This window comes from Streptomyces sp. NPDC008137 (assembly GCF_042957035.1).
GTDB lineage: Bacteria > Actinomycetota > Actinomycetes > Streptomycetales > Streptomycetaceae > Streptomyces.
This window is the reverse complement of record NZ_JBIBHN010000030.1, coordinates 72,980-92,183: the sequence shown is the minus strand read 5'-3', so window position 1 is coordinate 92,183 and position 19,204 is coordinate 72,980. Positions and strand designations below refer to the sequence as shown.

The window sequence follows — 19,204 nt, the reverse complement described above, 5'->3', positions numbered from 1 at the left end:
GCAATGTCACACCCCGTACACGTCAGGAGCAGTGCATGCGCGACACGGCCCTCGCTCCACCGGCCTTCTCGCCCCTGACCGGCGGGCTCGCCGACAGCGTCTTCGAGACGGCGGACCGCGAACCCACCCGGCCGATGCTCGCCCGCCGCACCGACCCCTCCTCCGCCGTCTGGGAGGAGGTGACAGCGATCGAGCTGCGCGACGAGGTGGTGGACGCGGCCAAGGGGCTGATCGCGTCCGGGATCGCGCCGGGCCACCGCGTGGCGATCATGGCGCGCACCCGGTACGAGTGGACGGTCCTGTGCTACGCGCTGTGGGCCGTGGGCGCCGAGGTCGTCCCGGTCTACCCGACCTCGTCGCGCGACCAGGTGGAGTGGATCCTGCGGGACGCCGGCTGTGTGGCCGTGGTGGTCGAGGACGAGCAGGGCGTCATGACCGTCGGCTCGGTGTGCGCGGCGCTGCCGCTGCTGAGCCACGTGTGGCAGCTGGACGCCGGGGCGCTGGAGCAGCTGGCGGTGCGCGGGGAGTCCGTGCCGCTCGCCACGGTCGACTCGATGCGCCGCATCGTGCTGCCGGACTCCACGGCCGTCATCGCCTACACCTCCGGCACGACCGGCCATGCCCTGGGCTGCGCCCTCAGCCATCGCAACCTGGCCGGGCCCTGCGACACACTGCTGGCCGGCTGGGGCCGGACGGCGGCAGGCCGCGGGGAGCAGGGCTCCGTGCTGGCGTTCCTGCCCTTCTCCCATGTGTACGGGCTCATGATCCAGGGCCTGTGCGTGCGCGGCGGCCTGCTGATGGGGCACCAGGCCGACCTCGGCGGGGACGCGCTGTTCTCGGCGCTGCGCTCCTTCCGGCCCACGTACTTCTACGCGGTTCCGTCGGTCTTCGAGAAGATCTACAAGAACTTCCTGCGCACGGCGCAGCAGGAGGGCCACGGCGGGCTGTTCGAGCGGGCCGCCGGGACGGCGCGGGACTTCGCCGCGGCCCTCGAACGCCAGCGGCTGGGCCGGGGCCGCGGACCCGGTTTCGATCTGCGGCTGCAGCACGCCCTGTACGACCGCACGGTGTACCGCAGGCTGCGGGCCGCGCTGGGCGGCCGGGTACGGCGGGCGACGTCCGGCGGTTCTCCCCTCAGCCGCGACCTGTCCCTCTTCTACGAGGGCATCGGCATCTACGTGAACGACGGGTACGGCCTGACGGAGACCAGCGGCGGGGTCACGATGCAGCCGCTGGGCCGGGAGAAGTCCGGAACCGTGGGGCAGGCGCTGCCCGGCACGGAGATCGAGGTCGCCGACGACGGCGAGATCCTGGTGCGCGGCCCGTCGGTGTTCCAGGGGTACGTGGGTGACGACGCCGGCACCCGGGCCGCGCTCCGCGGCGGCTGGCTGGCCACCGGTGACCTCGGGCGCCTGGACTCGGACGGCTATCTGACGATCACCGGCCGCAAGAAGGACATCATCATCACGAGCAGCGGCAAGAGCGTCGCCCCGGCCTCCCTGGAACAGCGGCTGCGGATGCACCCGCTCATCCATCAGGCGGTGGTGGTGGGCGACAACCGGCCCTGTGTCGGCGCCCTGATCACGCTGGATCCGGAGTTCCTGGCGCACTGGCGGGCGGCGCTGGCGCTGCAGGGCGAGATGCGGGAGGCGCGGGAGGAGAACGCGCTGCGGGAGGAGGTCGCGCGGGCCGTGGCAGCGGCCAACAGTGCCGTGTCGCGGTCGGAGTCGATCCGGGTGTTCCGGGTCCTGCCGGAACCGTTCGACGTGACCAACGGGCTGCTGACGCCGTCGATGAAACTACGCCGGGACGAGATCGTGCGGCACTGCGCGGCCGAGATCGACGCGATGTACGAATCGCGCAGGCGTCCCGGGCGGACGGGCACTGCGGAGGACCCGTCGCACTGGGACGACTCGGACAACGTGTTCCGATGAACACGGACCGGACGCGTAGTCCGCGCCGGCACGGGAACACGACAGTGGCGACGCAAGAGAGAGGACGACAGCCCTGACGACAGCCCTTGCTGACGACCGGGCCGGAAAGGCGATATGTCAACCGAGCCGCGTGGGGACGACGCACTGACCTCCGAGGACATCCCGAGCCGCACGAACAGCTTCGTGGGCGAGCCGCACGACGTGACCGGTGCGCGGCTGGCCGCGGAGGGCTTCTTGCGTGACCTGGCACGATCCTCGCCGCCCTCTGCCCCCGAGTACTGGGACGACATCCTGCTCGTGGTGACGGAGCTGGCCGCCAACGCGGTCCAGTACGCCCCGGGCCCGTTCGCGCTGCGGATGCGCCGGACCTTCGACGGGGTGCACGTGGTGCTGCACGACTCCAGCAGCACGGAGCCCGCCCCGCGGCCCTTCGACCCGCGCAGCGGTGGCGGCGGGATCGGCTGGCATCTGATCCACACCCTGTGCGACCAGGTCAGCGTGGTGGCCGACGAGGGCGGCAAGGACGTGCACGTCTTCCTGCCCTGGTGAGCCGGGAGCGTCACGGGCGCGGAGCGCCCGTGACCGACTCAGGCCGAGGCCGTCTCGCGTGGCGGCAGCCGCTCGTAGTAGTCGCCCACGGCCGTCAGGTACTCCCGGTCCCTGGTCTCGCTGTCCGTCTGGAAGCGGGGGGCCTCCTTGGCGTCTCCCCTGGTGCAGGCCAGTGTGATCTTCCGGGCCTGTGTGTCGATGCCGACGACGACCCCGGCCGGCACCAGCACGCTGCGGCCGAACACCCAGACTCCGGTGTCGACGATCAGGTGCCGCATGCCGTGCGGGGCGGCCTCGCGGTCCAGGTGCCCGATCGTGCCGTCGGTCGCGGCGACGGTGAACCCGGTCAGGTCCCGCCCCTCGACGTGACCGCTGTCCGGCGCGTACGACCAGATTCTGTCGATGGCCACGCTGCTCCATCCTCCTTCGCGGTGTGCGGATAGCGGAGGCCCCGGCGGACGTATCCCGCCCACCCGGCTCCACAGCAGCAATTACCCTCCTGCCGCACGCGCATTCGGCGCACACCCCTGCCACCGTACGAAGCGGAGCGGCGGGTCTCGGAGAGGTTCGGGGCAGAAGGAATGGAGGCCGGTTTCCGGGGTAATCGCGGGGGCGCGGTGAAAACGGAGCCCGGTGGCGAAGGGAGGCACATGACACACGGCATTCGAGCCCACCCCACGACCGGCATCGCCCCGTACCGCGGTCATCCCTGAGAGGTGACCAGACCAGGCCGCAGCACTTGTTGGAGGTATCCGTGCCCCTCGCCCAGAACCCGCTGTCCGTGGAAGTCGAGCTGCCCCGTGAGGATGTGGCCCTGATCACGGTCGACGGCTACCTGGACGTCGACACCGCGACCGAGTTCCAGGCCCATCTGGCCAACCAACTCCACCACGGCCGACGGCACTTCCTGCTCGACCTGTCGTCCGTCCCCTTCATGGACTCGTCGGGGATGAACATCATCCTCCGCGTGTACCAGGAGACCCGTAAGACCGCCGGCAGCGTGCACGTCATCAGCCCGACGTCCGCCGTACGCCGCATCCTCGACCTGACGGGCGTCAGCATCACGGTGCCGATATCGGAGAGCGTGGACGAGGCCCTGGCCCGTGCCGACGAGGGGCCGGACACCCCCGAGGAGCCGGAGGGAGCGGGCGTCTGACGACCCGCGTCCCCTCCTGCACGGCACCGGCCGCCGGCGGTGACCAACCGCCGTTTCCCTGAACCGGTCCGCCCGCGCCGGAGCAGGTGTCGTACGAGGTCGGGGCATGGTTAGAGTTGTCGCCCGGCAAGTGTCACCACGCCGTTCTCGTTTCCGAAGCGGGCTCGGTCGACGCAACGCGGATGAGGAGAGAACCAGGTGCCGGAGCACGAAGCGGACGGACAGCTCGCCACGCCCACCCAGGAGGTCAGGGACTTCCTGCACCGCCGGCGTGAGCAGATCGCCCAGCGGTGGGCGGACGAGCCCCTGTTCCGCACCGTGTTCACCGTCTCGCGCGACGAGGCGGTGGAGGCGGGCAAGGCCGTCGTGGACGCGCTGGCCCAGGTGGCCGACTCGGACCAGGTGGAGGACCCGGACGCCGCGGGGTTCAGCGGGGTGCGGGAGCAGCTGGCCCGGATGGGCGCGGCCCGCTCCCGTGCCGGGCTGTCCAACACCCAGGTGTCCAGCGAGCTCGCCGCCCTGCGGCCGCCCGTCGAGAACCTGCTGGCCGCCGACCTGGAACAGGCGCCGCCCGAGCACCTGCGGGCGTGTTCGACGGCGTTCACCGTCCTGATGGGCACCCTGCGGCTGGTGGCCATGCAGACGGCGCTGAGCGAGTGGGAGGCGCTCAGCGACCGGCAGCGGCTGCAGCTGATGGAGGTGGCCACGCCCGTCATCCGGCTGTGGGACGGCATCGTGGCAGTGCCGCTGATCGGGACGCTCGACAGCGCCCGCAGCCAGGTGGTCATGGAGACGCTGCTGGACGCCGTCGTCGACCAGCACGCCCGGTTCGCGATCCTGGACATCACCGGCGTGCCCACGGTCGACTCGCTGGTGGCGCAGCACCTGATGAAGACGGTCGCCGCCGCGCGGCTGATGGGCGCCGAGTGCATCGTCTCCGGCATCCGTCCCGCCATCGCGCAGACCATCGTCCACCTCGGCCTGGACCTGGACGTGATCACCCGCGCGAACCTCGCCGACGCTCTGGGATACGCGCTGCACCAGCTCGGCGCCGACATCGTGAACGCGGGTGCGGGACAGCGGTGAGCGACCCCTACCTCCGTCCCGTGCCGGGCCATGTGCCGGTCCTGCGGCTCGGCGACGTCCTCCTGGTCACGCTCCAGGGGGACCTGCACGACAGCACGGCGCAGCAGCTTCAGCAGGACCTCGCGGAGACGATCTCCCGTACCGGGGTGCGCGGTGTCCTCATCGACATCTCCGGCGTGGAGATCGTCGACTCCTTCCTCGGCCGGGTGCTGGCCGAGATCGCCGCGCAGGCCAAGCTGCTGGCCGCGCGGACCGTGGTGGCCGGCATGCGCCCGGCGGTCGCCATCACCCTGGTGGAACTGGGACTGACGCTGCCGGGGCTGCGCACCGCGCTCAGCGCCGAGGCGGGCCTGGAGCTCCTCGCGGGGCAGAGCCCGGTGACCCGTCCCGGCGGCCCGCGTCAGGAGAGTGCGTGATGCACACCGCCGCGGGCGTGGAGGCCTGCCTGCCCATCCGGTCGGACCTGGACCTGGTGTGGGTGCGACAGCATGTGCGGCAGGCCGCGGCCCTGCTCGGCTTCGGCCTGGTGGCGCAGACCAAGCTGGTCACCGCGGCCAGCGAGCTGGCCCGCAACACCCTCGTGCACGGCGGTGGCGGGCAGATGGAGGTGACGCGGGTCAGCAGCGCTGGTGCGCAGGGCCTGCGGCTGGCCTTCACCGACGAGGGGCCGGGCATCTCCGACCTGGACCAGGCGCTCAGCGACGGCTACACCTCCGGCGGCGGGCTGGGGATGGGCTTGAGCGGCGCGCGGCGCCTGGTGCACGACTTCCACATCGACAGCACGCCGGGCAACGGCACCACCGTGCGGGTGACCTGCTGGGCCGCCCACCCGCCGCGTCCGCGCGAGGAGGCCTGATGCCGCGCGTGTGGGACATCCCGGTACGGGACTCGACGCGGGTGCGCGACGCGCGGGTCGCCGCGGAGGGCGCGGCCGCGATGGCCGGTCTCGACGAGCGGCGCACCGCGGCCGCGGCGCTGGTCGCGACCGAGCTCGCCACGAATCTGCTCAAGCACGCCGAGGGCGGTCAGGTGCTCATCGACCTCGTGGCGCCGCCCGTGCCGCGGGAGGGGCGGGAGGATTCCCGGGTGGTGCAGATCGCCGCGCTCGACCACGGCCCGGGCATCGCCGACGTGCCCGCGGCGATGCGCGACGGTTTCTCCACGACCCGCTCGCTCGGCGCGGGCCTCGGCACGTGTCTGCGTCTCGCCGACGACTTCGGCCTGCACAGCGCGTCCGGCCACGGCACGGTCGCGGTGGCCCGCATGGGCACCACCCCGCGCGGCGACGGCACGCCGGCCGGGCCGGCCGTGCGCGTGTGGGCGGACGGGGTCTCGGGGAGCTGGGGTGACATGCCCGGGGCCGGCCTGCCGGTGGGCTCCGTGCCGGGGTGGTCCGGCGACGGGGTTTCCGGCGGCGGGCTACGGCCTGAGGGTGTGCCGGGAGGTGCCTCGGAAGGCGGTCGCCGGCCGGGCGGAGTCATGGCGTGCGGCGGCCTGACGGGGCACCCGACGGTGGCCGGCGGCCCGGGCTTCGCCGGGCGGGCCGGGAACCAGCCCCGGCCCCGGCCGGTCTCCGGTGCGCCGGGGCAGGAAGGGCAGCCCGGATCGTCGGACCTCGGCCCCGCGCCCCTCGCCGCTGTGCGGGCCGGAGGCGTGAACATCCCCTACGCGGGAGCCGAGTGCTCGGGCGACGCCTGGGCGTGGGTGCGGGCCGGGGAACGGGTGACGCTGATGCTGGCGGACGGTCTGGGGCACGGTCCGGAGGCCGCTCGTGCCTCGTCCGTCGCGGTCGCGGCGCTGCACCGCTGGGCCCATCTCTCCCCCGCCGAGGTGCTGCGGCAACTGCACGACGCGCTGAAGGGCACCCGGGGCGCGGCCGTCGCCCTGGCCCAGCTCGACCTGCGGGCCGGGCGGCTGCGGTTCGCCGGCATCGGGAACGTGGGGGCCCGGCTGCGTACGGGCGGCACCTGGCGCCACCTGCTGTCGCGGCCCGGCATAGTCGGTGTCCACCGGCCCGGCACCCTCCGCGAGGAGGAGGCCGAGTGGGCGGACGACCGGCTGCTGATCCTGCACACCGACGGCCTGCCCAGCCGCTGGACGCCGCCGTCCGAGGCCGGTCCGTCCCTGGCCGACCCGGCCGTGACGGCCGCCGTGACGATACGTGACGCGAGCAGTCCCGCCCGGCCGGTGCGGGACGACACCGCCGTGGCCGTGCTGACTCCGACCCCGCCGGACCGCCCATGATGCGCACTTGGCAGATCACCACCGTCACCGATGCGGCACGCGCCCGCATCGCCCTCGCGCGCCTGGCCGCCGCGTACGGTGTGCCCACCGTCGAACGGACGAGACTGGCCGCCGCCCTCAGCGCCCAGTTGCGCCAGTGCCTCACCAAGGGCGGCACATGGCTGCTGACCATGGATCTGGCAGGCTCCCCCGCCGAGGAGGGGCTGCTGCACGCCGTGGTGACACCGTCGCCGGAGGCGTCCGCCGCGGCCGGGGAGCCGCCGTGGGAGGTCACGGTCCCCTGCCCCGAGGCGGCCCGGGCCGGGGAGAGCGGCGCCGTCGGGGACGACCCGGCCGCGCTCGCGGAGGCGCTGCTCGGTGCCGACGAGGACACGGCCGTGGTGCTGGACAAGCTCACCGAGCAGGAGGACCTGGTCTCCTTCCACCGTGAGGAGCTGCACCAGACGAACCAGGGCGTCCTGGCGCTGCACGCGGAGCTGGACGCGGCCGGGCGGGCCCAGCGCGAGGCCTTCGCCGCCGAGCGCAGCGCACGCAACGAGGCCGAGAGCGCCCGCCGCAGGCTGACGTTCCTCGCGGACGCGAGTGCCGTGCTGACGGCTTCGCTCAACCACGAGGAGATCGTGCGCCGGCTGCCGGACCTGCTGGTGCCGGAGTATGCGCGCAGCGTCGACATCTGGCTGTTCGACCACGAGGACGACCGGCACGATGCGGCGCCGCGTCCGGCCGCCGCCGTGGTCGCGGCCCGGACCGGCCGGCCCCAGTACGCCGCCGACCATCCCGGGGGCCTGCCCGGCGTCGAGGACCAGCCGCCGTCGGCGCTGGATCCCGGGCGGCCGCTGCTGTGTGTCCCGCTGCCGACGCGTCGGGCGCCGCTGGGAGTCCTGACCCTGTCGCCGCCCGGTGCGCGCTGGGACCCGGACGACGCGGTGATGCTGATCGAGCTGACCCGGCGGGCCAGCATCGCGATCGACAACGCCCGGCGGTTCGAGCACAACCGCGACATCGCCGAGACGCTGCAGCGCGCCCTGCTCACGGATCTGCCGACGACGCCGGGTCTGAGCCTGGCCGCGCGGTACCTGCCCGCCACGCACGGGATGAACATCGGCGGTGACTGGTACGACGCGTTCCGCCAGCGGGACGGCGGGCTGATCACCGTCATCGGCGATGTGACCGGGCACGGACTGCACGCGGCGGTCATGATGAGCCAGCTGCGCACCGCGCTGCGGGCGTACGCCGTGGACGGCGACAGCCCGGGCCGGCTGCTGACCCGGCTGCACCGGTTCCTGCACCATCTGCAGCCCGATCTGTACGCCACCGCCGTCATCGCCCGCTTCCACCCGGACGAGCCCACCCTGACCTGGGCCGCCGCGGGGCATCCACCGCCGGTGCTGCGGCTGCCCGACGGGACGGTGCGCACGCTGGACGCCAAACCCGGCGCCATGCTCGGCATCCCGCTCACCCAGGAGATCGCCGACCACACGGAGCACGTGGAGCCCGGCTCGACGCTCGCGCTGTACACGGACGGGCTGGTCGAGCGGCGCGCGCAGGGCATAGACCCGGGTATCGAGCGGCTGGCCGCGGCGCTCGGCGGGTTCCGTTCCGCGGAGCTGGACGCGGATCTGGAGGGCTCGGCGGACCGGCTCCTGCCTCCGCTGCTGAGCGATTCCGAGCGCGACGACGACGTGTGTCTGTTGCTGTGTCATCTCCAAGGGGACGCCACGTCCTGACGGCGCGGTCCGGCCGACGTCCGGTCGGCCGTGCCTTGCACGCGTTCTTCACTCCCGCCTGGTGCTTTTCGGCCACGGGGCGGGCATGGTGGTGATCGACGCGTTGGTCTGCCTGCCGTGTCCGACTGGCGTACCCGCCGGACACGGGGTGGGATCGAAGGGGTGCGAACCGGCGATCCAGGGGCAGTCGGAAGGCGTTCGAGGCAGACCGCCTGGAGCCGCAGAAAGGGATGAACACCGTGACACGACCCAGGATCCTGGTGGTTGGCGCAGGCTTCGCCGGTGTGGAGTGCGTCCGCCGTCTGGAACGGAAACTCTCCCCGGACGAGGCCGACGTCACGCTGGTGACGCCGTTCGCCTACCAGCTCTACCTGCCGCTGCTCCCCCAGGTCGCCTCCGGCGTGCTGACGCCGCAGTCGATCGCCGTCTCCCTGCGCCGCAGCAAGAAGTACCGCACGCGGATCATTCCGGGCGGGGCCATCGGCGTCGATCTGAAGTCCAAGGTCTGCGTCATCCGCACCATCACCGACCAGATCGTCAACGAGCCGTACGACTACATCGTGCTGGCCCCCGGCAGCATCACCCGTACCTTCGACATCCCCGGTCTGACGGAGCACGCGTTCGGGATGAAGACGCTCGCCGAGGCGGCCTACGTCCGTGACCACGTCATCTCGCAGCTGGATCTGGCCGACGCGAGCCAGGACCCGGACGAGCGGGCCTCGCGGCTGCAGTTCGTGGTGGTCGGCGGCGGCTACGCGGGCACCGAGACCGCGGCGTGTCTGCAGCGCCTGACGCATGCCGCCGTGAAGCGCTACCCGCGGCTGGACCCGGGGCTGATCAAGTGGCATCTGATCGACATCGCGCCGAAGCTGATGCCGGAGCTCGGCGAGAAGCTCGGCAGCAGCGCGCAGGAGATCCTGCGGCGGCGGGGCATCGAGATCTCCCTGGGCGTCTCCATCGCGAAGGCGGGCCCCGAGGAGGTCACCTTCACCGACGGGCGGGTGATCCCGACCCGCACGCTGATCTGGACCGCCGGGGTCGTCGCCAGCCCGCTCATCGCCACGCTCGGCGCCGAGACGGTCAAGGGACGGCTCGCGGTCGCCCCCGAGATGAACCTGCCGGGCGACGACGGGGTGTTCGCGCTCGGTGACTCGGCCGCGGTGCCCGACCTGGCCAAGGGCGACGACGGCGCCATGTGCCCGCCCACCGCGCAGCACGCCCTGCGGCAGGGCAGGCATGTCGCCGACAACGTCATCGCGACGCTGCGGGGGCAGGCGCTGCAGCCGTACGTCCACAAGGATCTCGGGCTCGTCGTCGACCTCGGCGGCACCGACGCGGTCTCCAAGCCGCTGGGCATCGAACTGCGCGGCCTGCCCGCCCAGGCCGTCGCCCGCGGCTACCACTGGTCCGCGCTGCGCACCAACGTGGCCAAGACCCGGGTGATGACGAACTGGCTGCTCAACGCGGTCGCCGGCGACGACTTCGTACGGACCGGCTTCCAGACCCGCAGGGCCGCCCGGCTGAAGGACTTCGAGTACACCGACGCCTATCTGACGCCGGAACAGGTGCGGGAGCACATCGAGGGGACCGGCCGGCGGGACTAGGCCGGGACGGGACAGGGTCGAAGGGGAGCTTCCGATTCCGGCATGACATGCTGAGACACGGATCTTGGTGTGGGTCGGGAGAGAGTGCGGCGGCGTGAGGGCAGCGGGACGGTCGGTGTGGACAGGACTGCGGGACCGGATCGCGGCGAACGACCCCGGACTGCTGCGCCTGACGGCCGGGTTGCGCACGGTCGGCGCCATCGCGCTCACCCTGGCCGTGCTCAGCCTGTTCGGGGCCGATGTGCACCAGCTGGTGGCGGGGGCCATGGCGGCGATGGTCGCCACCTTCGCCATCCGGGAGAAGCAGCTCGGACCCCAGGCCGTGACGCTGGCGCTGGGCCTGCCGGTGGCGCTGGCCTCCGTGTCCCTGAGCGCGGCGCTCAACGCGCGTGTCTACGTCGGTGACATCTTCTTCGTCGTCCTGATCTTCTGCGCGGTCTACGGCCGCCGGTTCGGCGACCGCGGCACCGCGCTGGGGCTGATCGGCTTCCAGGTCTACTTCCTGTCCCTGTTCGTCGGCGTCACCGTCTCCTCGCTGCCCGCGCTGTGCGGCGTCATTGCTGTGGCCTTCTGCTGCAGTGCCGTGCTGCGCTTCGCGGTGGTGCCCGCGACGCCCACGGGCGTCCTGATGCGGCTGCGACTGGCGTTCCGCGCCCGGCTGGCCCAGCTGGTGGCCGCGCAGCTCGACCTCCTCGACGCCGACGGGGAGGACGTGGACAAGGCCCTGGAAGCCGTGCGCGAGGGCACCGCGCGGCTGCACGAGACGGCGATGATGATCCAGGCGCAGCTGGACGACGGCACCTCGGACGAGTCGGTGGCGCGGCTCGTGCAGCGCAGGGTCGCGGACGCGGAGATCGCCGCCGAGCGGCTCGGTCTGCTGTTGCTGACCGCCCGCAGCGCCGAGCGTGCCGACACGCTCACCCTGCACCTGCCGGGCGCGCCCGCTCCGTCGCTGAGCGCGCCCGCGGTGCCGGACGAGGCCACCGCCACGCTCCGCCGGGATCTCCAGGCGCTGCACACCCTCGTGCTGCGGGCCGGGAGCGGCGACACCGGCACCGCGCTGGCCCACCTGCGCAACCGGCTGCTCGGCTACCGGGACGAGGAGAACCTGCCGGCCGCGCCCGCCGCCGTGCAGGACGTCTTCCGGGGCATCGGCGAGTCGGCCCGCGCGGTGATGGGTCTGCGGATCGCGCTGGACGGCCCGCAGGACGAATCGGACGACACCCCTGCCACGGCCCGCTCCCGCGAGGAGCTGGACGCCGAGGACGCCGCGATCGACGGCGGCGGCGAGGAGCCGGCCACGGAGGAGGAGACGGGTCTGCGGCGGCCCACCACGCGTGCCGCCGTTCAGGTCGCGGTCGGCTCGACGCTGGCCATCGTGGGCGGCGAGCTGCTGTCCACACAGCGCTGGTACTGGGCGGTGCTGACCTGCTGGATCGTCTTTCTGAACACCGCCTCGACGGGCGAGATCCTCGTCAAGGGCTACCGGCGGCTGCTCGGCACGGTGTTCGGCGTCGTGGCCGGAATCGTCCTGGCGGGCCTGGTCGGGCAGCACACCTGGACGGCGTTCGCGCTGGTGCTGGTGCTGATCTTCGCGATGTTCTACTCGGCGCCGTTGTCGTACACGCTGATGTCGTTCTTCGTCACGGCGATGCTGGGGCTGCTGTACACCCTGCTGCACACCTACAGCCTCGAGGTGCTCTTGCTGCGGGTGGAGGAGACCGCCCTCGGTGCGGCCTGCGGCGTGGTGGCGGCGGCGCTGGTCCTGCCGGTGCGGACCGACCGCCGTACGAACGAGTTGCTCGGCACCGTGCTCGAGCGGCTCGCCGACGTCACCGAGGCCGCGGTCGGGCAGCTCAGCGGCGGGCCCGCGGACGAGCTGCTGGACAAGGCACGGGACCTGGACCAGGCGCTGGCCGATCTGCGGGCGGCCACGCAGCCGCTGACCCATCCGGTCACGCCGCTGCGGGCCCGGCGCCACACCGCCCGGTACGTGGTGGCACTGCTGGAGACGTGCGCTTACCACGCGCGGACGCTGGCGGCCACCGCCGAGCTGCTGCCCACGCATCCCTCGATCGCGGCGGACCCGCGGTTGCGCGGGGCCGCGGCGCGGACCGTGCGCAACATCGGGACCATCGCGGCCCGGGTCGAGGACGAGCACACCGGGGCCCGGGTGGAGACCGGACCGAGCATCGCCTCGCTGCTGGGGTCCGACGCCGGCACCCCGCGCTACGGCCGGATCACCGACCGCGTGCTGCGGCACCTGGAGCGGCTGGACGAGGCCGTGGTGGGCCTGGCCCGGCCGCTCGGCGTGCCGGTAGCGGAACCCCGGGGCTGAGCCGGGTACCGCTCAGAAGTCCGTGGGCAGTCCGCTCACCTCGGCGATGCCCCGGAGCTCCTCGGTCTGCTTGTGCCGTTCCTTGATGTAGTCGGCTATCTCGCCGAGGCGGTCGGGGTCGGACGCGGTGGTCGCGTCCGTGACGATCCTGACCGGGCCGGCCTCGTCGACGTCGAGTTCGACCACCTCGTTGTCCAGGCGGCCGGTGACGGCGGTGGCGATGACGAGGGCCACCTCGTCACGCACCTCTTGGGGCAGTTCGTCGCCGGCCCCTGAGTCGAGCGCGAAGTCGAGGCTGGACAGGCGCTCCTCGTCGATCGCCTCGAGGACCGGTTCCACCACACGCATGAGGAGGCGGTAGTCCTCGGTGTCCATCCGGATGCGCAGGAGGTCCAGGTACATGTCCACGGGCCGGTCGTCGCCATGCGGAATCTCGGAATCGCTCATTGGCTTCGTGTTCCCCGTACGACGCGCCTCAGACGCGTCGCCAGCGGGCCATGGCGAACGAGAACACCCCGAACAGCACGAGTCCGGCCGCGACGCAGACCAGCAGCCAGGGGCCGAGCGGGGTGTCGGCGAAGGTGCGCAGGGTGTCGTCCAGGCCCTTGGCCTTGTCGGGCTCGTAGTCGATCGCGGCGCGCACGGCGAAGACACCGGCCACGGCGAACACCAGCCCCCGGGCGGCCCCGCCCGCCACGCCCGTGACGTCCACGAGCCGCCGGGTGCGGGGGCCCATCTGCCCGAGCCGGAACTTGTCGTGGTACTTGCGCAGGACCGCCCGTACGCCGATCCACCCGCCCGCGGCGACGATCGCGATCCCGGCCGCGCCGACCAGCCACTGCCCGCCCGGCAGCTCCAGTGCCCTGGCGGTGGCGTCCCGGGACTGCCGGTCGCTGGAGCCGCCGCCGCTCTGATCGCGGCTGGCCGCGAACGACAGCACGGAGTAGGCGACGAAGACGTAGAACGCGAAGCGGACTCCCGCCATCAGCCGCTTGCGGGCGCTGCGGCCGTCCTGGCCGACGGAGCCGAAGAACACCTCGGACAGCCGCCACAGGGCCATGCCGACGAGCCCGATGCCCAGGGCCCAGAGCAGCACCGCTCCGAACGGCTTCTGCGAGATCGCCGCCAGGGCTCCCCCGCGGTCGGCCTGCTCCTTGGTGTCGCCGAAGGCGATCTGCAGCGCCAGCGCGCCCACGAGCAGATAGATCACGCCCCGGGCGGCGAGTCCCGCCCGTGCCGCCCCCTCCGTCACCGAACCCCGTGCCACCCGTCGGGCCCGGAACCGTCCGGTCTGTGCCAGCGCACTCGTGTTCATGTCGACCTCCCGGCGTTCCGGATGCCCCGGTCCGGCGGCCACACACCCGGCCGGCCGCCGGGCCGGCGCATTCCGGCCTGGCCACCCGGAGGGCCCGGCCCTCGCGGTACGCGAAGGGGCCCGGCCGCGGCTGATGCCGTCGGCCGGGCCCCTGTGCGGCCCGTGGTCAGGTGGCCAGGGCAGCGGTCTCCCGGGCCGGTGCGGGTGCGGTCGCGAGCCACTGGTGTGCGACCTCCAGGGCGCGCCCGATGTCACGGGTTCCGGTGGACACGCACAGCGTGTACGCCAGGTCGCGGGCCCGCTGACCGGCCTCCGCCGGTGCGCCTGCGGCCCCTGCGGCCCCTGCGGTCGAGGACAGTGCCTCGTACTCGTCGACGAGGCGGCGCAGAACGGCGGGATGGGGTCTCAGCATGTATTTTTCTCTCCTCGTGGGTCGGGGGGTCAGGCCGTCACGGAGGTGCCGCCGCTGTCCCGGGCGCCCGTCCGCTGCCCCATGGCCTCGTCGCGCACCCTGGCGCAACTGCGGCTGATGAGGCGGGAGACGTGCATCTGGGAGATGCCGAGGTGGTCGGCGATGCGGCTCTGCGTCATGTCCTCGAAGAAACGCATGTAGAGAATGGCCCGTTCGCGCTCCGGCAGGCGGCGCAGGCCTTCCTTGGCGGACTCGCGGTCGACCACGACGTCGTAGGAGGCGTCCGCCGCGCCGAGGGTGTCCGCGAGGCTGTAGCCGTCGTCGTCAGCCGAGAGTTCGGCGTCCAGCGACAGGGTGCTGAAGCTCTCCAGGGCTTCGAGCCCCGCGCCGACCTCTTCCTCGGTGAGGCCGGTGTGGGCGGCGAGGTCCGCCACGGAGGGCTCGGGGCTGCCCGGGTTCTGGGTCAGTTCACGGCGGGCCACCCGCACCTTGTTGCGCAGTTCCTGCACCCGGCGGGGGACCCGCAGGGCCCACATCCGGTCCCGGAAGTGCCGCTTGACCTCGCCGGTGATGGTGGGGACGGCGTAGCTCTCGAAGGCTCCCCGGCTCGGGTCGAACCGGTCGACGGCCTTGACCAGCCCGAGAGCCGCGACCTGCTTCAGGTCCTCCAGCGACTCTCCACGGTCGCGGAAGCGGCCGGCGATGCGATGGGCCATGGGCAGCCAGAGCGCGACGAGCTCGTCGCGGACCGCCTCCCGCTCGGGCCCCTCCTCCAGCTCCGCCAGCCGGGTGAAGAGGGCCGCGGTGTCAGGGGCGTCGTCGTGCCGCCGCCGGCCGGCGGTGGTGGTCGTTCCGGGCGTGTCGGGGCGGTTGGTGGGCGTGTCGATGAGCATGCGGATTCGCTCCTGACAACGGTGATTTCAGGGTCTACCGCGGGAAGGTCGCCGCCCGGATCGCCTGGAGGGCCTCCGGGGCAGTCATACCGCTCCCGCTGGCGCGCCTCCGGTCCGAAGCACGAGATTGCGACTGCCCTGCCCCCGGTGGAACAAACTCCACTTTGCTGTGCAATCTGCCCGGGAGTCGGCACCCGGGTTTTCAGGCGAGGGGCACGACGGCGGTGATGCACTTGCCGCCGGCGGGCAGGTCCGAGACGCGGATGTCACGGGAGAGCCGGCACACGATGGGCCAGCCGTGTCCGCCGTGCCGCAGCCGTCCGTGCGCATCGGTGGGCGGCGCGGTCACGGGCAGTTCGTCACTGCCGTCACTCACCGACAGTCGCACACGTGGGCCGTCGACGTCGACCCGGAAGTCGGTGACGCCGCCGCCGTGCAGGATCGCGTTGGTCGTCAGTTCCGAGACGACGAGCAGCGCGTCGGACAGGGCGTCCGCGTCGCACGGGGTGCGCGTGGCGCGGCAGCGTTCGGCCACGGCTCGCTCCACGGCCCGGCGCGCCTCGGCGGGTTTGTACGGCCGGGCCCGGTCCGCGCCGAGCGGCCCGAATACGGATTCGATCATGTGCTCGTCGCACATCCTGCAGCTCCCTGGTCGGTGAAGACGGGAAGCCGGGTCCGGCCCGCGTTCACAGCCGCCCGCACGGGCACGCCTGGGGCTCACGGTGCCCGCTGCTTCCTTCAGCCTGCCGCGGCGTTCGGGGCGCGCACCTCGCGAGCGCCGCGGGTCTCTTCTCTTCGGCTGACCTCTCCCCGCACCTGCAAACCTCCGGTCCGCCTCTTCCTGCCGAAAAGCGCCCGAACGGCCGCCGGTCGGTGCCATCTCGGAGCGTTGCGTGGGTAGGCGGGACGCATGACCGATGTGGTGGACTCGGACGAACTGCTGCGGCGCATCCGTCGCGCGAGGGCCTGCGCGATGCGGGAGGAGCGCTCGTGGCATGCCAAGAGCGAGGAACTGAGCGCGACCGACCCGAAGGGGGCCAGGGACGCGACCGTACGAGGGATCTCCTACGAGGCGGTGGTGACGGTGCTGGACGAGATCCTGACACCGGGCAAGCACGGTACGGAGGGCTGACCGGGAGGGCCCGTACCCCGTACCGCACAGCGGCCCGATTGCGAGGGACGCGCCGGGCATCCGGTTCGGATGACGGGACGGTCTGGACGACCGGCTCACCCGGGGACAGGTACTGCGGCGGGCACAGGAGCTGATGGCCGACGCGGTGCCACACCGAGCGGAAACTGGCCCGTCCTCCGTCCGCCGAGGACTTCGAGCGGGCCTTCGGGGCAAACCCGGACGCGCGGGGCGCACGGGTCACGAGTCCCACGCCGTACGGCGGTTGCGCGGACCTCCGGGCGATCGCCGAGGTGTGCCACCGGCGTACGCGGCCGCTGATCGTGGGACGAGGCGTGGGGTGCGCATCTGGTGACACCGGCGCATCGGCATGCAGATCACCCATGGCGACGACCGGGAGACGACCGGGCAGTTGCTGGAGGCGCTGCGCGTTCTCGCGCGTGCGGCGCGGGATCTGCCCCGGGCGCCGCGGGTTGAGGTGCCGTCGCCGGCCGAGTTGAGGATGGAGCAGGTGGTGCCGCCCCGCGACGCGTTCTTCGGCCCGGCCGAGGACGCGCCGGTGGGCGAGGCGGCCGGAAGGGTCGCGGCGGAGCTGATCACGCCGTATCCGCCCGGTATCCCGGCCGTCCTCCCGGGTGAGCGCCTTACCGAACCGGTGCTGGCGTATCTACGGACCGGGCCGGCGGCGGGCATGCACCTCCCCGATCCCACGGCCCCGGAGCTGGACACGGTCCGGGGCGTCGCCGGACACGCGCGGTGACCGCGACGTGAAACGGGTCACCCGACCCGGTCGGGGGTGCACGGACGGCCCGGAGATGGTTTATCGTTCATTCATACGTGGTGGCGGAGTCGAACCCGTGGTCCTCCGTCCATCACCGCCAACGGCCCTGGCTGGTCTCCCCCGTCCAGCCAGGGCTTTTTCATGCCCGGAGGAAGCCCGGAGAAAGTTGCGTACGCCGAGGTGCCCGAGGCCCCGCCAGCGGCTGAAATGGGCATAGGGAGAAAGCACCGGAAGTCGACCGCCCGGCGAGGAGCTCCGCGTCATGACCAAAGCGATCAAACTCCTGACCGCCCTGCCTCCGCCCCAGCGGCAGCGTCTGATGACGCTCGCGCGTGAGGTGTCCTTCCCCGAGGACACCCGCATCTTCGAGGCGGGCGGCGCGGCCGACCGCTTCTGGGTCATCCGCTCCGGTGCGGTCTCCCTGGACCAGGAGGTCAACTCCTTGCAACGGGTGACCGTGGCCAGCCTCGGCGCGGGCGACCTGCTCGGCTGGTCCTGGCTGTTCCCACCGCACACCTGGGACTTCGGCGCGGTGGCGTTCAGTCCCGTACGGGCCTACGAGTTCGACGCGGCGGCCGTACTGGAGCTGTGCGAGGAGGATTCCCAGCTGGGGCTGCTGCTGGTGCGATCGGTCGCGGAGGTGCTCGCACACCGGCTGGAGATGACCCGGGGCAAGCTGATGGAGCAGTACACACTGCACCGGCGAGGAGCCCTGTGAGGCATCAGACGCGGTAGCGGCGCAGTGCGGGGACCGCGGCGGCCAGGGCCAGCATCAGGGCGACGACCAGCAGGCCGCCGCCCGTGACGGCGGTGCGGGGGCCGAAGGCGGAGCCCGCCGTGCCGTGCAGTACGTCGGCGAGGCGCGGGCCGCCCGCCACGACGACGGTGAAGACGCCCTGCATGCGCCCGCGCATCTCGTCGGTGGCCGCGGACAGCAGGATCGCTCCCCGGAAGACCATGGAGACCATGTCGGCCACCCCGGCCACGGCGAGGAACGCCACCCCGACCCACAGACTGCCGCTCAGCCCGAAGCCCGCGATGGCCGCACCCCACGCGACCACCGCCCCGATGACCATCCAGCCGTGCCGGCGCGCCCGGGAGAAGGTGCCGGAGAACAGTCCGCCGAGCACGGCGCCGATGGGGATCGCCGCGAACAGCAGGCCCAGGGCGAGCCCTTCGCCGTAGGGCGCGTAGGTCTGGGCGGCGAGTTGCGGGAACAGGGCGCGCGGCATGCCGAGGACCATGGCGACGATGTCGGCGAGGAACGACAGCAGCAGCACGGTGTGCCCGGAGATGTAGCGGAATCCGGCGACGATCTCCCGCACGCCCGCGCGACGCTTGCCCGCGCTCGCCAGGGGCGGCAGCGGCGGCAGCCGGTACACCGCCCACACCGTGACGCACAGCGCCAGGGCGTCGATCAGGTAGAGCTCGGGCAGGCCGATCACGGGGATGAGGGCGCCGGCGAGCAGCGGGCCGGCCACCTGGCCGGTCTGCATCACGGTCGAGCCGAGGGCGCCCGCCGCGGGCAGTTCGTCCTCGGGGACCAGCCGGGCGATGGAGGCGGTGCGGGCCGGTGCGTTCAGGCCCCAGAAGGCCTGCTGCATCGCGAGCAGCACCATGAGCGCGGCGACCGACTCCAGGCCGGCGAAGGCCTGGAACCAGAACAGCAGCGAGGTGACGGCGATGCCGCTGTTGGTGATCAGCAGGAGCTTGCGCCGGTCCATGCTGTCGGCGATCGCCCCGCCCCACAGCGCGAACACGATCAGGGGCACGAGGCCCGCCAGGCTCGCCGCGCCCACCCAGGCCGAGGAGCCGGTGATGTCGTAGATCTGCTTGGGCACGGCGACGGCGGTGAGCTGGCTGCCGACGGCCGTGACGATCGTCGAGCCCCACAGCCGCCGGTAGGCGGGGCGGCGCAGGGGGCGGGTGTCCATGGCCCAGCGCCGCCAGCCGTGGCGCCGGGGTGCCTCCGGCGCCGGATCCCGCTCTTCCGTCCCGCTCTCGCTCGTGTCCACTCGCCGCTTCCTGGATGCTCG

Annotated in this window: 19 protein-coding genes and 1 pseudogene; 13 read left to right on the top strand and 7 right to left on the bottom strand. The window is 72.7% G+C overall.

Going from position 1 to position 19,204, the window contains the following annotated elements:
- Positions 1-35: 35 nt before the first annotated feature.
- Complete coding sequence (locus ACFZBT_RS33450) at positions 36-1,934, top strand: AMP-binding protein (protein ID WP_391111704.1); 1,899 nt, start codon at positions 36-38, stop codon at positions 1,932-1,934.
- Between the two features lie 114 nt (positions 1,935-2,048).
- Entirely contained in the window at positions 2,049-2,483 is a 435-nt protein-coding gene (locus ACFZBT_RS33445) for an ATP-binding protein (protein WP_391111701.1), read from the top strand.
- A gap of 38 nt (positions 2,484-2,521) precedes the next feature.
- On the opposite strand, the gene ACFZBT_RS33440 is transcribed toward ACFZBT_RS33445, so the two are convergent.
- Complete coding sequence (locus tag ACFZBT_RS33440) at positions 2,522-2,893, bottom strand: PRC-barrel domain containing protein (protein WP_391111699.1); 372 nt, start codon at positions 2,891-2,893, stop codon at positions 2,522-2,524.
- 344 nt (positions 2,894-3,237) lie between these two features.
- Here ACFZBT_RS33440 and ACFZBT_RS33435 point away from each other — a divergent pair, with 344 nt between their 5' ends.
- The 8 genes from ACFZBT_RS33435 to ACFZBT_RS33400 all read left to right on the top strand — a co-directional run bounded on the left by ACFZBT_RS33435 (position 3,238) and on the right by ACFZBT_RS33400 (position 12,638).
- Positions 3,238-3,639 (top strand): anti-sigma factor antagonist, encoded by a 402-nt coding sequence (locus ACFZBT_RS33435; RefSeq protein ID WP_391111696.1) that lies wholly within the window; start codon positions 3,238-3,240, stop codon positions 3,637-3,639.
- Positions 3,640-3,837: 198 nt separating this feature from the next.
- Positions 3,838-4,725, top strand: coding sequence for an RsbRD N-terminal domain-containing protein (locus ACFZBT_RS33430; RefSeq protein ID WP_391111693.1), 888 nt, complete (start codon positions 3,838-3,840; stop codon positions 4,723-4,725).
- Entirely contained in the window at positions 4,722-5,141 is a 420-nt protein-coding gene (locus ACFZBT_RS33425; protein ID WP_391111690.1) for an STAS domain-containing protein, read from the top strand. The genes ACFZBT_RS33430 and ACFZBT_RS33425 overlap by 4 nt, the downstream gene beginning before the upstream one ends.
- Positions 5,141-5,581, top strand: coding sequence for an ATP-binding protein (locus tag ACFZBT_RS33420; RefSeq protein ID WP_391111734.1), 441 nt, complete (start codon positions 5,141-5,143; stop codon positions 5,579-5,581). The genes ACFZBT_RS33425 and ACFZBT_RS33420 overlap by 1 nt, the downstream gene beginning before the upstream one ends.
- Complete coding sequence (locus ACFZBT_RS33415; RefSeq protein ID WP_391111687.1) at positions 5,581-6,969, top strand: SpoIIE family protein phosphatase; 1,389 nt, start codon at positions 5,581-5,583, stop codon at positions 6,967-6,969. The genes ACFZBT_RS33420 and ACFZBT_RS33415 overlap by 1 nt, the downstream gene beginning before the upstream one ends.
- Positions 6,966-8,696 (top strand): SpoIIE family protein phosphatase, encoded by a 1,731-nt coding sequence (locus ACFZBT_RS33410; RefSeq protein WP_391111685.1) that lies wholly within the window; start codon positions 6,966-6,968, stop codon positions 8,694-8,696. Before ACFZBT_RS33415 ends, ACFZBT_RS33410 begins: the two co-directional genes overlap by 4 nt.
- A 230-nt stretch (positions 8,697-8,926) precedes the next feature.
- A complete protein-coding gene (locus ACFZBT_RS33405) occupies positions 8,927-10,300 on the top strand; it encodes an FAD-dependent oxidoreductase (protein ID WP_391111682.1) in 1,374 nt (457 codons plus the stop codon).
- Between the two features lie 94 nt (positions 10,301-10,394).
- Positions 10,395-12,638 carry an FUSC family protein gene (locus ACFZBT_RS33400; RefSeq protein WP_391111679.1) on the top strand — a complete coding sequence of 748 codons (2,244 nt, stop codon included), beginning with the start codon at positions 10,395-10,397 and terminating at the stop codon, positions 12,636-12,638.
- 12 nt (positions 12,639-12,650) lie between these two features.
- Here the strand turns inward: ACFZBT_RS33400 and ACFZBT_RS33395 are convergent, their stop codons facing one another.
- The 5 genes from ACFZBT_RS33395 to ACFZBT_RS33375 form a co-directional block, all read right to left on the bottom strand.
- Entirely contained in the window at positions 12,651-13,085 is a 435-nt protein-coding gene (locus ACFZBT_RS33395; RefSeq protein WP_391111676.1) for a hypothetical protein, read from the bottom strand.
- Positions 13,086-13,113: 28 nt separating this feature from the next.
- Positions 13,114-13,953, bottom strand: coding sequence for a DUF1206 domain-containing protein (locus tag ACFZBT_RS33390; protein WP_391111674.1), 840 nt, complete (start codon positions 13,951-13,953; stop codon positions 13,114-13,116).
- Positions 13,954-14,119: 166 nt separating this feature from the next.
- Positions 14,120-14,365, bottom strand: coding sequence for a DUF5133 domain-containing protein (locus ACFZBT_RS33385; RefSeq protein ID WP_391111671.1), 246 nt, complete (start codon positions 14,363-14,365; stop codon positions 14,120-14,122).
- A 29-nt stretch (positions 14,366-14,394) separates the two neighbouring features.
- Entirely contained in the window at positions 14,395-15,258 is an 864-nt protein-coding gene (locus ACFZBT_RS33380) for a SigB/SigF/SigG family RNA polymerase sigma factor (protein ID WP_391111667.1), read from the bottom strand.
- Between the two features lie 202 nt (positions 15,259-15,460).
- A complete protein-coding gene (locus ACFZBT_RS33375) occupies positions 15,461-15,895 on the bottom strand; it encodes an ATP-binding protein (protein ID WP_391111664.1) in 435 nt (144 codons plus the stop codon).
- A gap of 273 nt (positions 15,896-16,168) precedes the next feature.
- Between ACFZBT_RS33375 and ACFZBT_RS33370 the strand changes: the two genes are divergently transcribed.
- The 3 genes and pseudogenes from ACFZBT_RS33370 (at position 16,169) to ACFZBT_RS33360 (ending at position 17,886) form a co-directional block, all read left to right on the top strand.
- Positions 16,169-16,390 (top strand): hypothetical protein, encoded by a 222-nt coding sequence (locus ACFZBT_RS33370; RefSeq protein ID WP_391111662.1) that lies wholly within the window; start codon positions 16,169-16,171, stop codon positions 16,388-16,390.
- Between the two features lie 79 nt (positions 16,391-16,469).
- Positions 16,470-17,147, top strand: a pseudogene (locus ACFZBT_RS33365) (hypothetical protein); the annotation flags it as partial.
- A 283-nt stretch (positions 17,148-17,430) separates the two neighbouring features.
- Positions 17,431-17,886 (top strand): cyclic nucleotide-binding domain-containing protein, encoded by a 456-nt coding sequence (locus ACFZBT_RS33360; RefSeq protein ID WP_391111659.1) that lies wholly within the window; start codon positions 17,431-17,433, stop codon positions 17,884-17,886.
- A 4-nt stretch (positions 17,887-17,890) separates the two neighbouring features.
- On the opposite strand, the gene ACFZBT_RS33355 is transcribed toward ACFZBT_RS33360, so the two are convergent.
- Complete coding sequence (locus tag ACFZBT_RS33355; protein ID WP_391111656.1) at positions 17,891-19,183, bottom strand: MFS transporter; 1,293 nt, start codon at positions 19,181-19,183, stop codon at positions 17,891-17,893.
- Between the last annotated feature and the right edge of the window lie 21 nt (positions 19,184-19,204).

Bases quoted from the DNA above. Each gene is read 5' to 3' on its own strand.
- ACFZBT_RS33450 (WP_391111704.1), top strand. From the start codon at position 36: ATGCGCGACACGGCCCTCGCTCCACCGGCCTTCTCGCCCCTGACCGGC.
- ACFZBT_RS33445 (WP_391111701.1), top strand. From the start codon at position 2,049: ATGTCAACCGAGCCGCGTGGGGACGACGCACTGACCTCCGAGGACATC.
- ACFZBT_RS33420 (WP_391111734.1), top strand. From the start codon at position 5,141: ATGCACACCGCCGCGGGCGTGGAGGCCTGCCTGCCCATCCGGTCGGAC.
- ACFZBT_RS33415 (WP_391111687.1), top strand. From the start codon at position 5,581: ATGCCGCGCGTGTGGGACATCCCGGTACGGGACTCGACGCGGGTGCGC.
- ACFZBT_RS33410 (WP_391111685.1), top strand. From the start codon at position 6,966: ATGATGCGCACTTGGCAGATCACCACCGTCACCGATGCGGCACGCGCC.
- ACFZBT_RS33405 (WP_391111682.1), top strand. From the start codon at position 8,927: ATGAACACCGTGACACGACCCAGGATCCTGGTGGTTGGCGCAGGCTTC.
- ACFZBT_RS33395 (WP_391111676.1), bottom strand. From the start codon at position 13,085: ATGAGCGATTCCGAGATTCCGCATGGCGACGACCGGCCCGTGGACATG.
- ACFZBT_RS33390 (WP_391111674.1), bottom strand. From the start codon at position 13,953: ATGAACACGAGTGCGCTGGCACAGACCGGACGGTTCCGGGCCCGACGG.
- ACFZBT_RS33385 (WP_391111671.1), bottom strand. From the start codon at position 14,365: ATGCTGAGACCCCATCCCGCCGTTCTGCGCCGCCTCGTCGACGAGTAC.
- ACFZBT_RS33380 (WP_391111667.1), bottom strand. From the start codon at position 15,258: ATGCTCATCGACACGCCCACCAACCGCCCCGACACGCCCGGAACGACC.
- ACFZBT_RS33375 (WP_391111664.1), bottom strand. From the start codon at position 15,895: ATGTGCGACGAGCACATGATCGAATCCGTATTCGGGCCGCTCGGCGCG.
- ACFZBT_RS33370 (WP_391111662.1), top strand. From the start codon at position 16,169: ATGACCGATGTGGTGGACTCGGACGAACTGCTGCGGCGCATCCGTCGC.
- ACFZBT_RS33360 (WP_391111659.1), top strand. From the start codon at position 17,431: ATGACCAAAGCGATCAAACTCCTGACCGCCCTGCCTCCGCCCCAGCGG.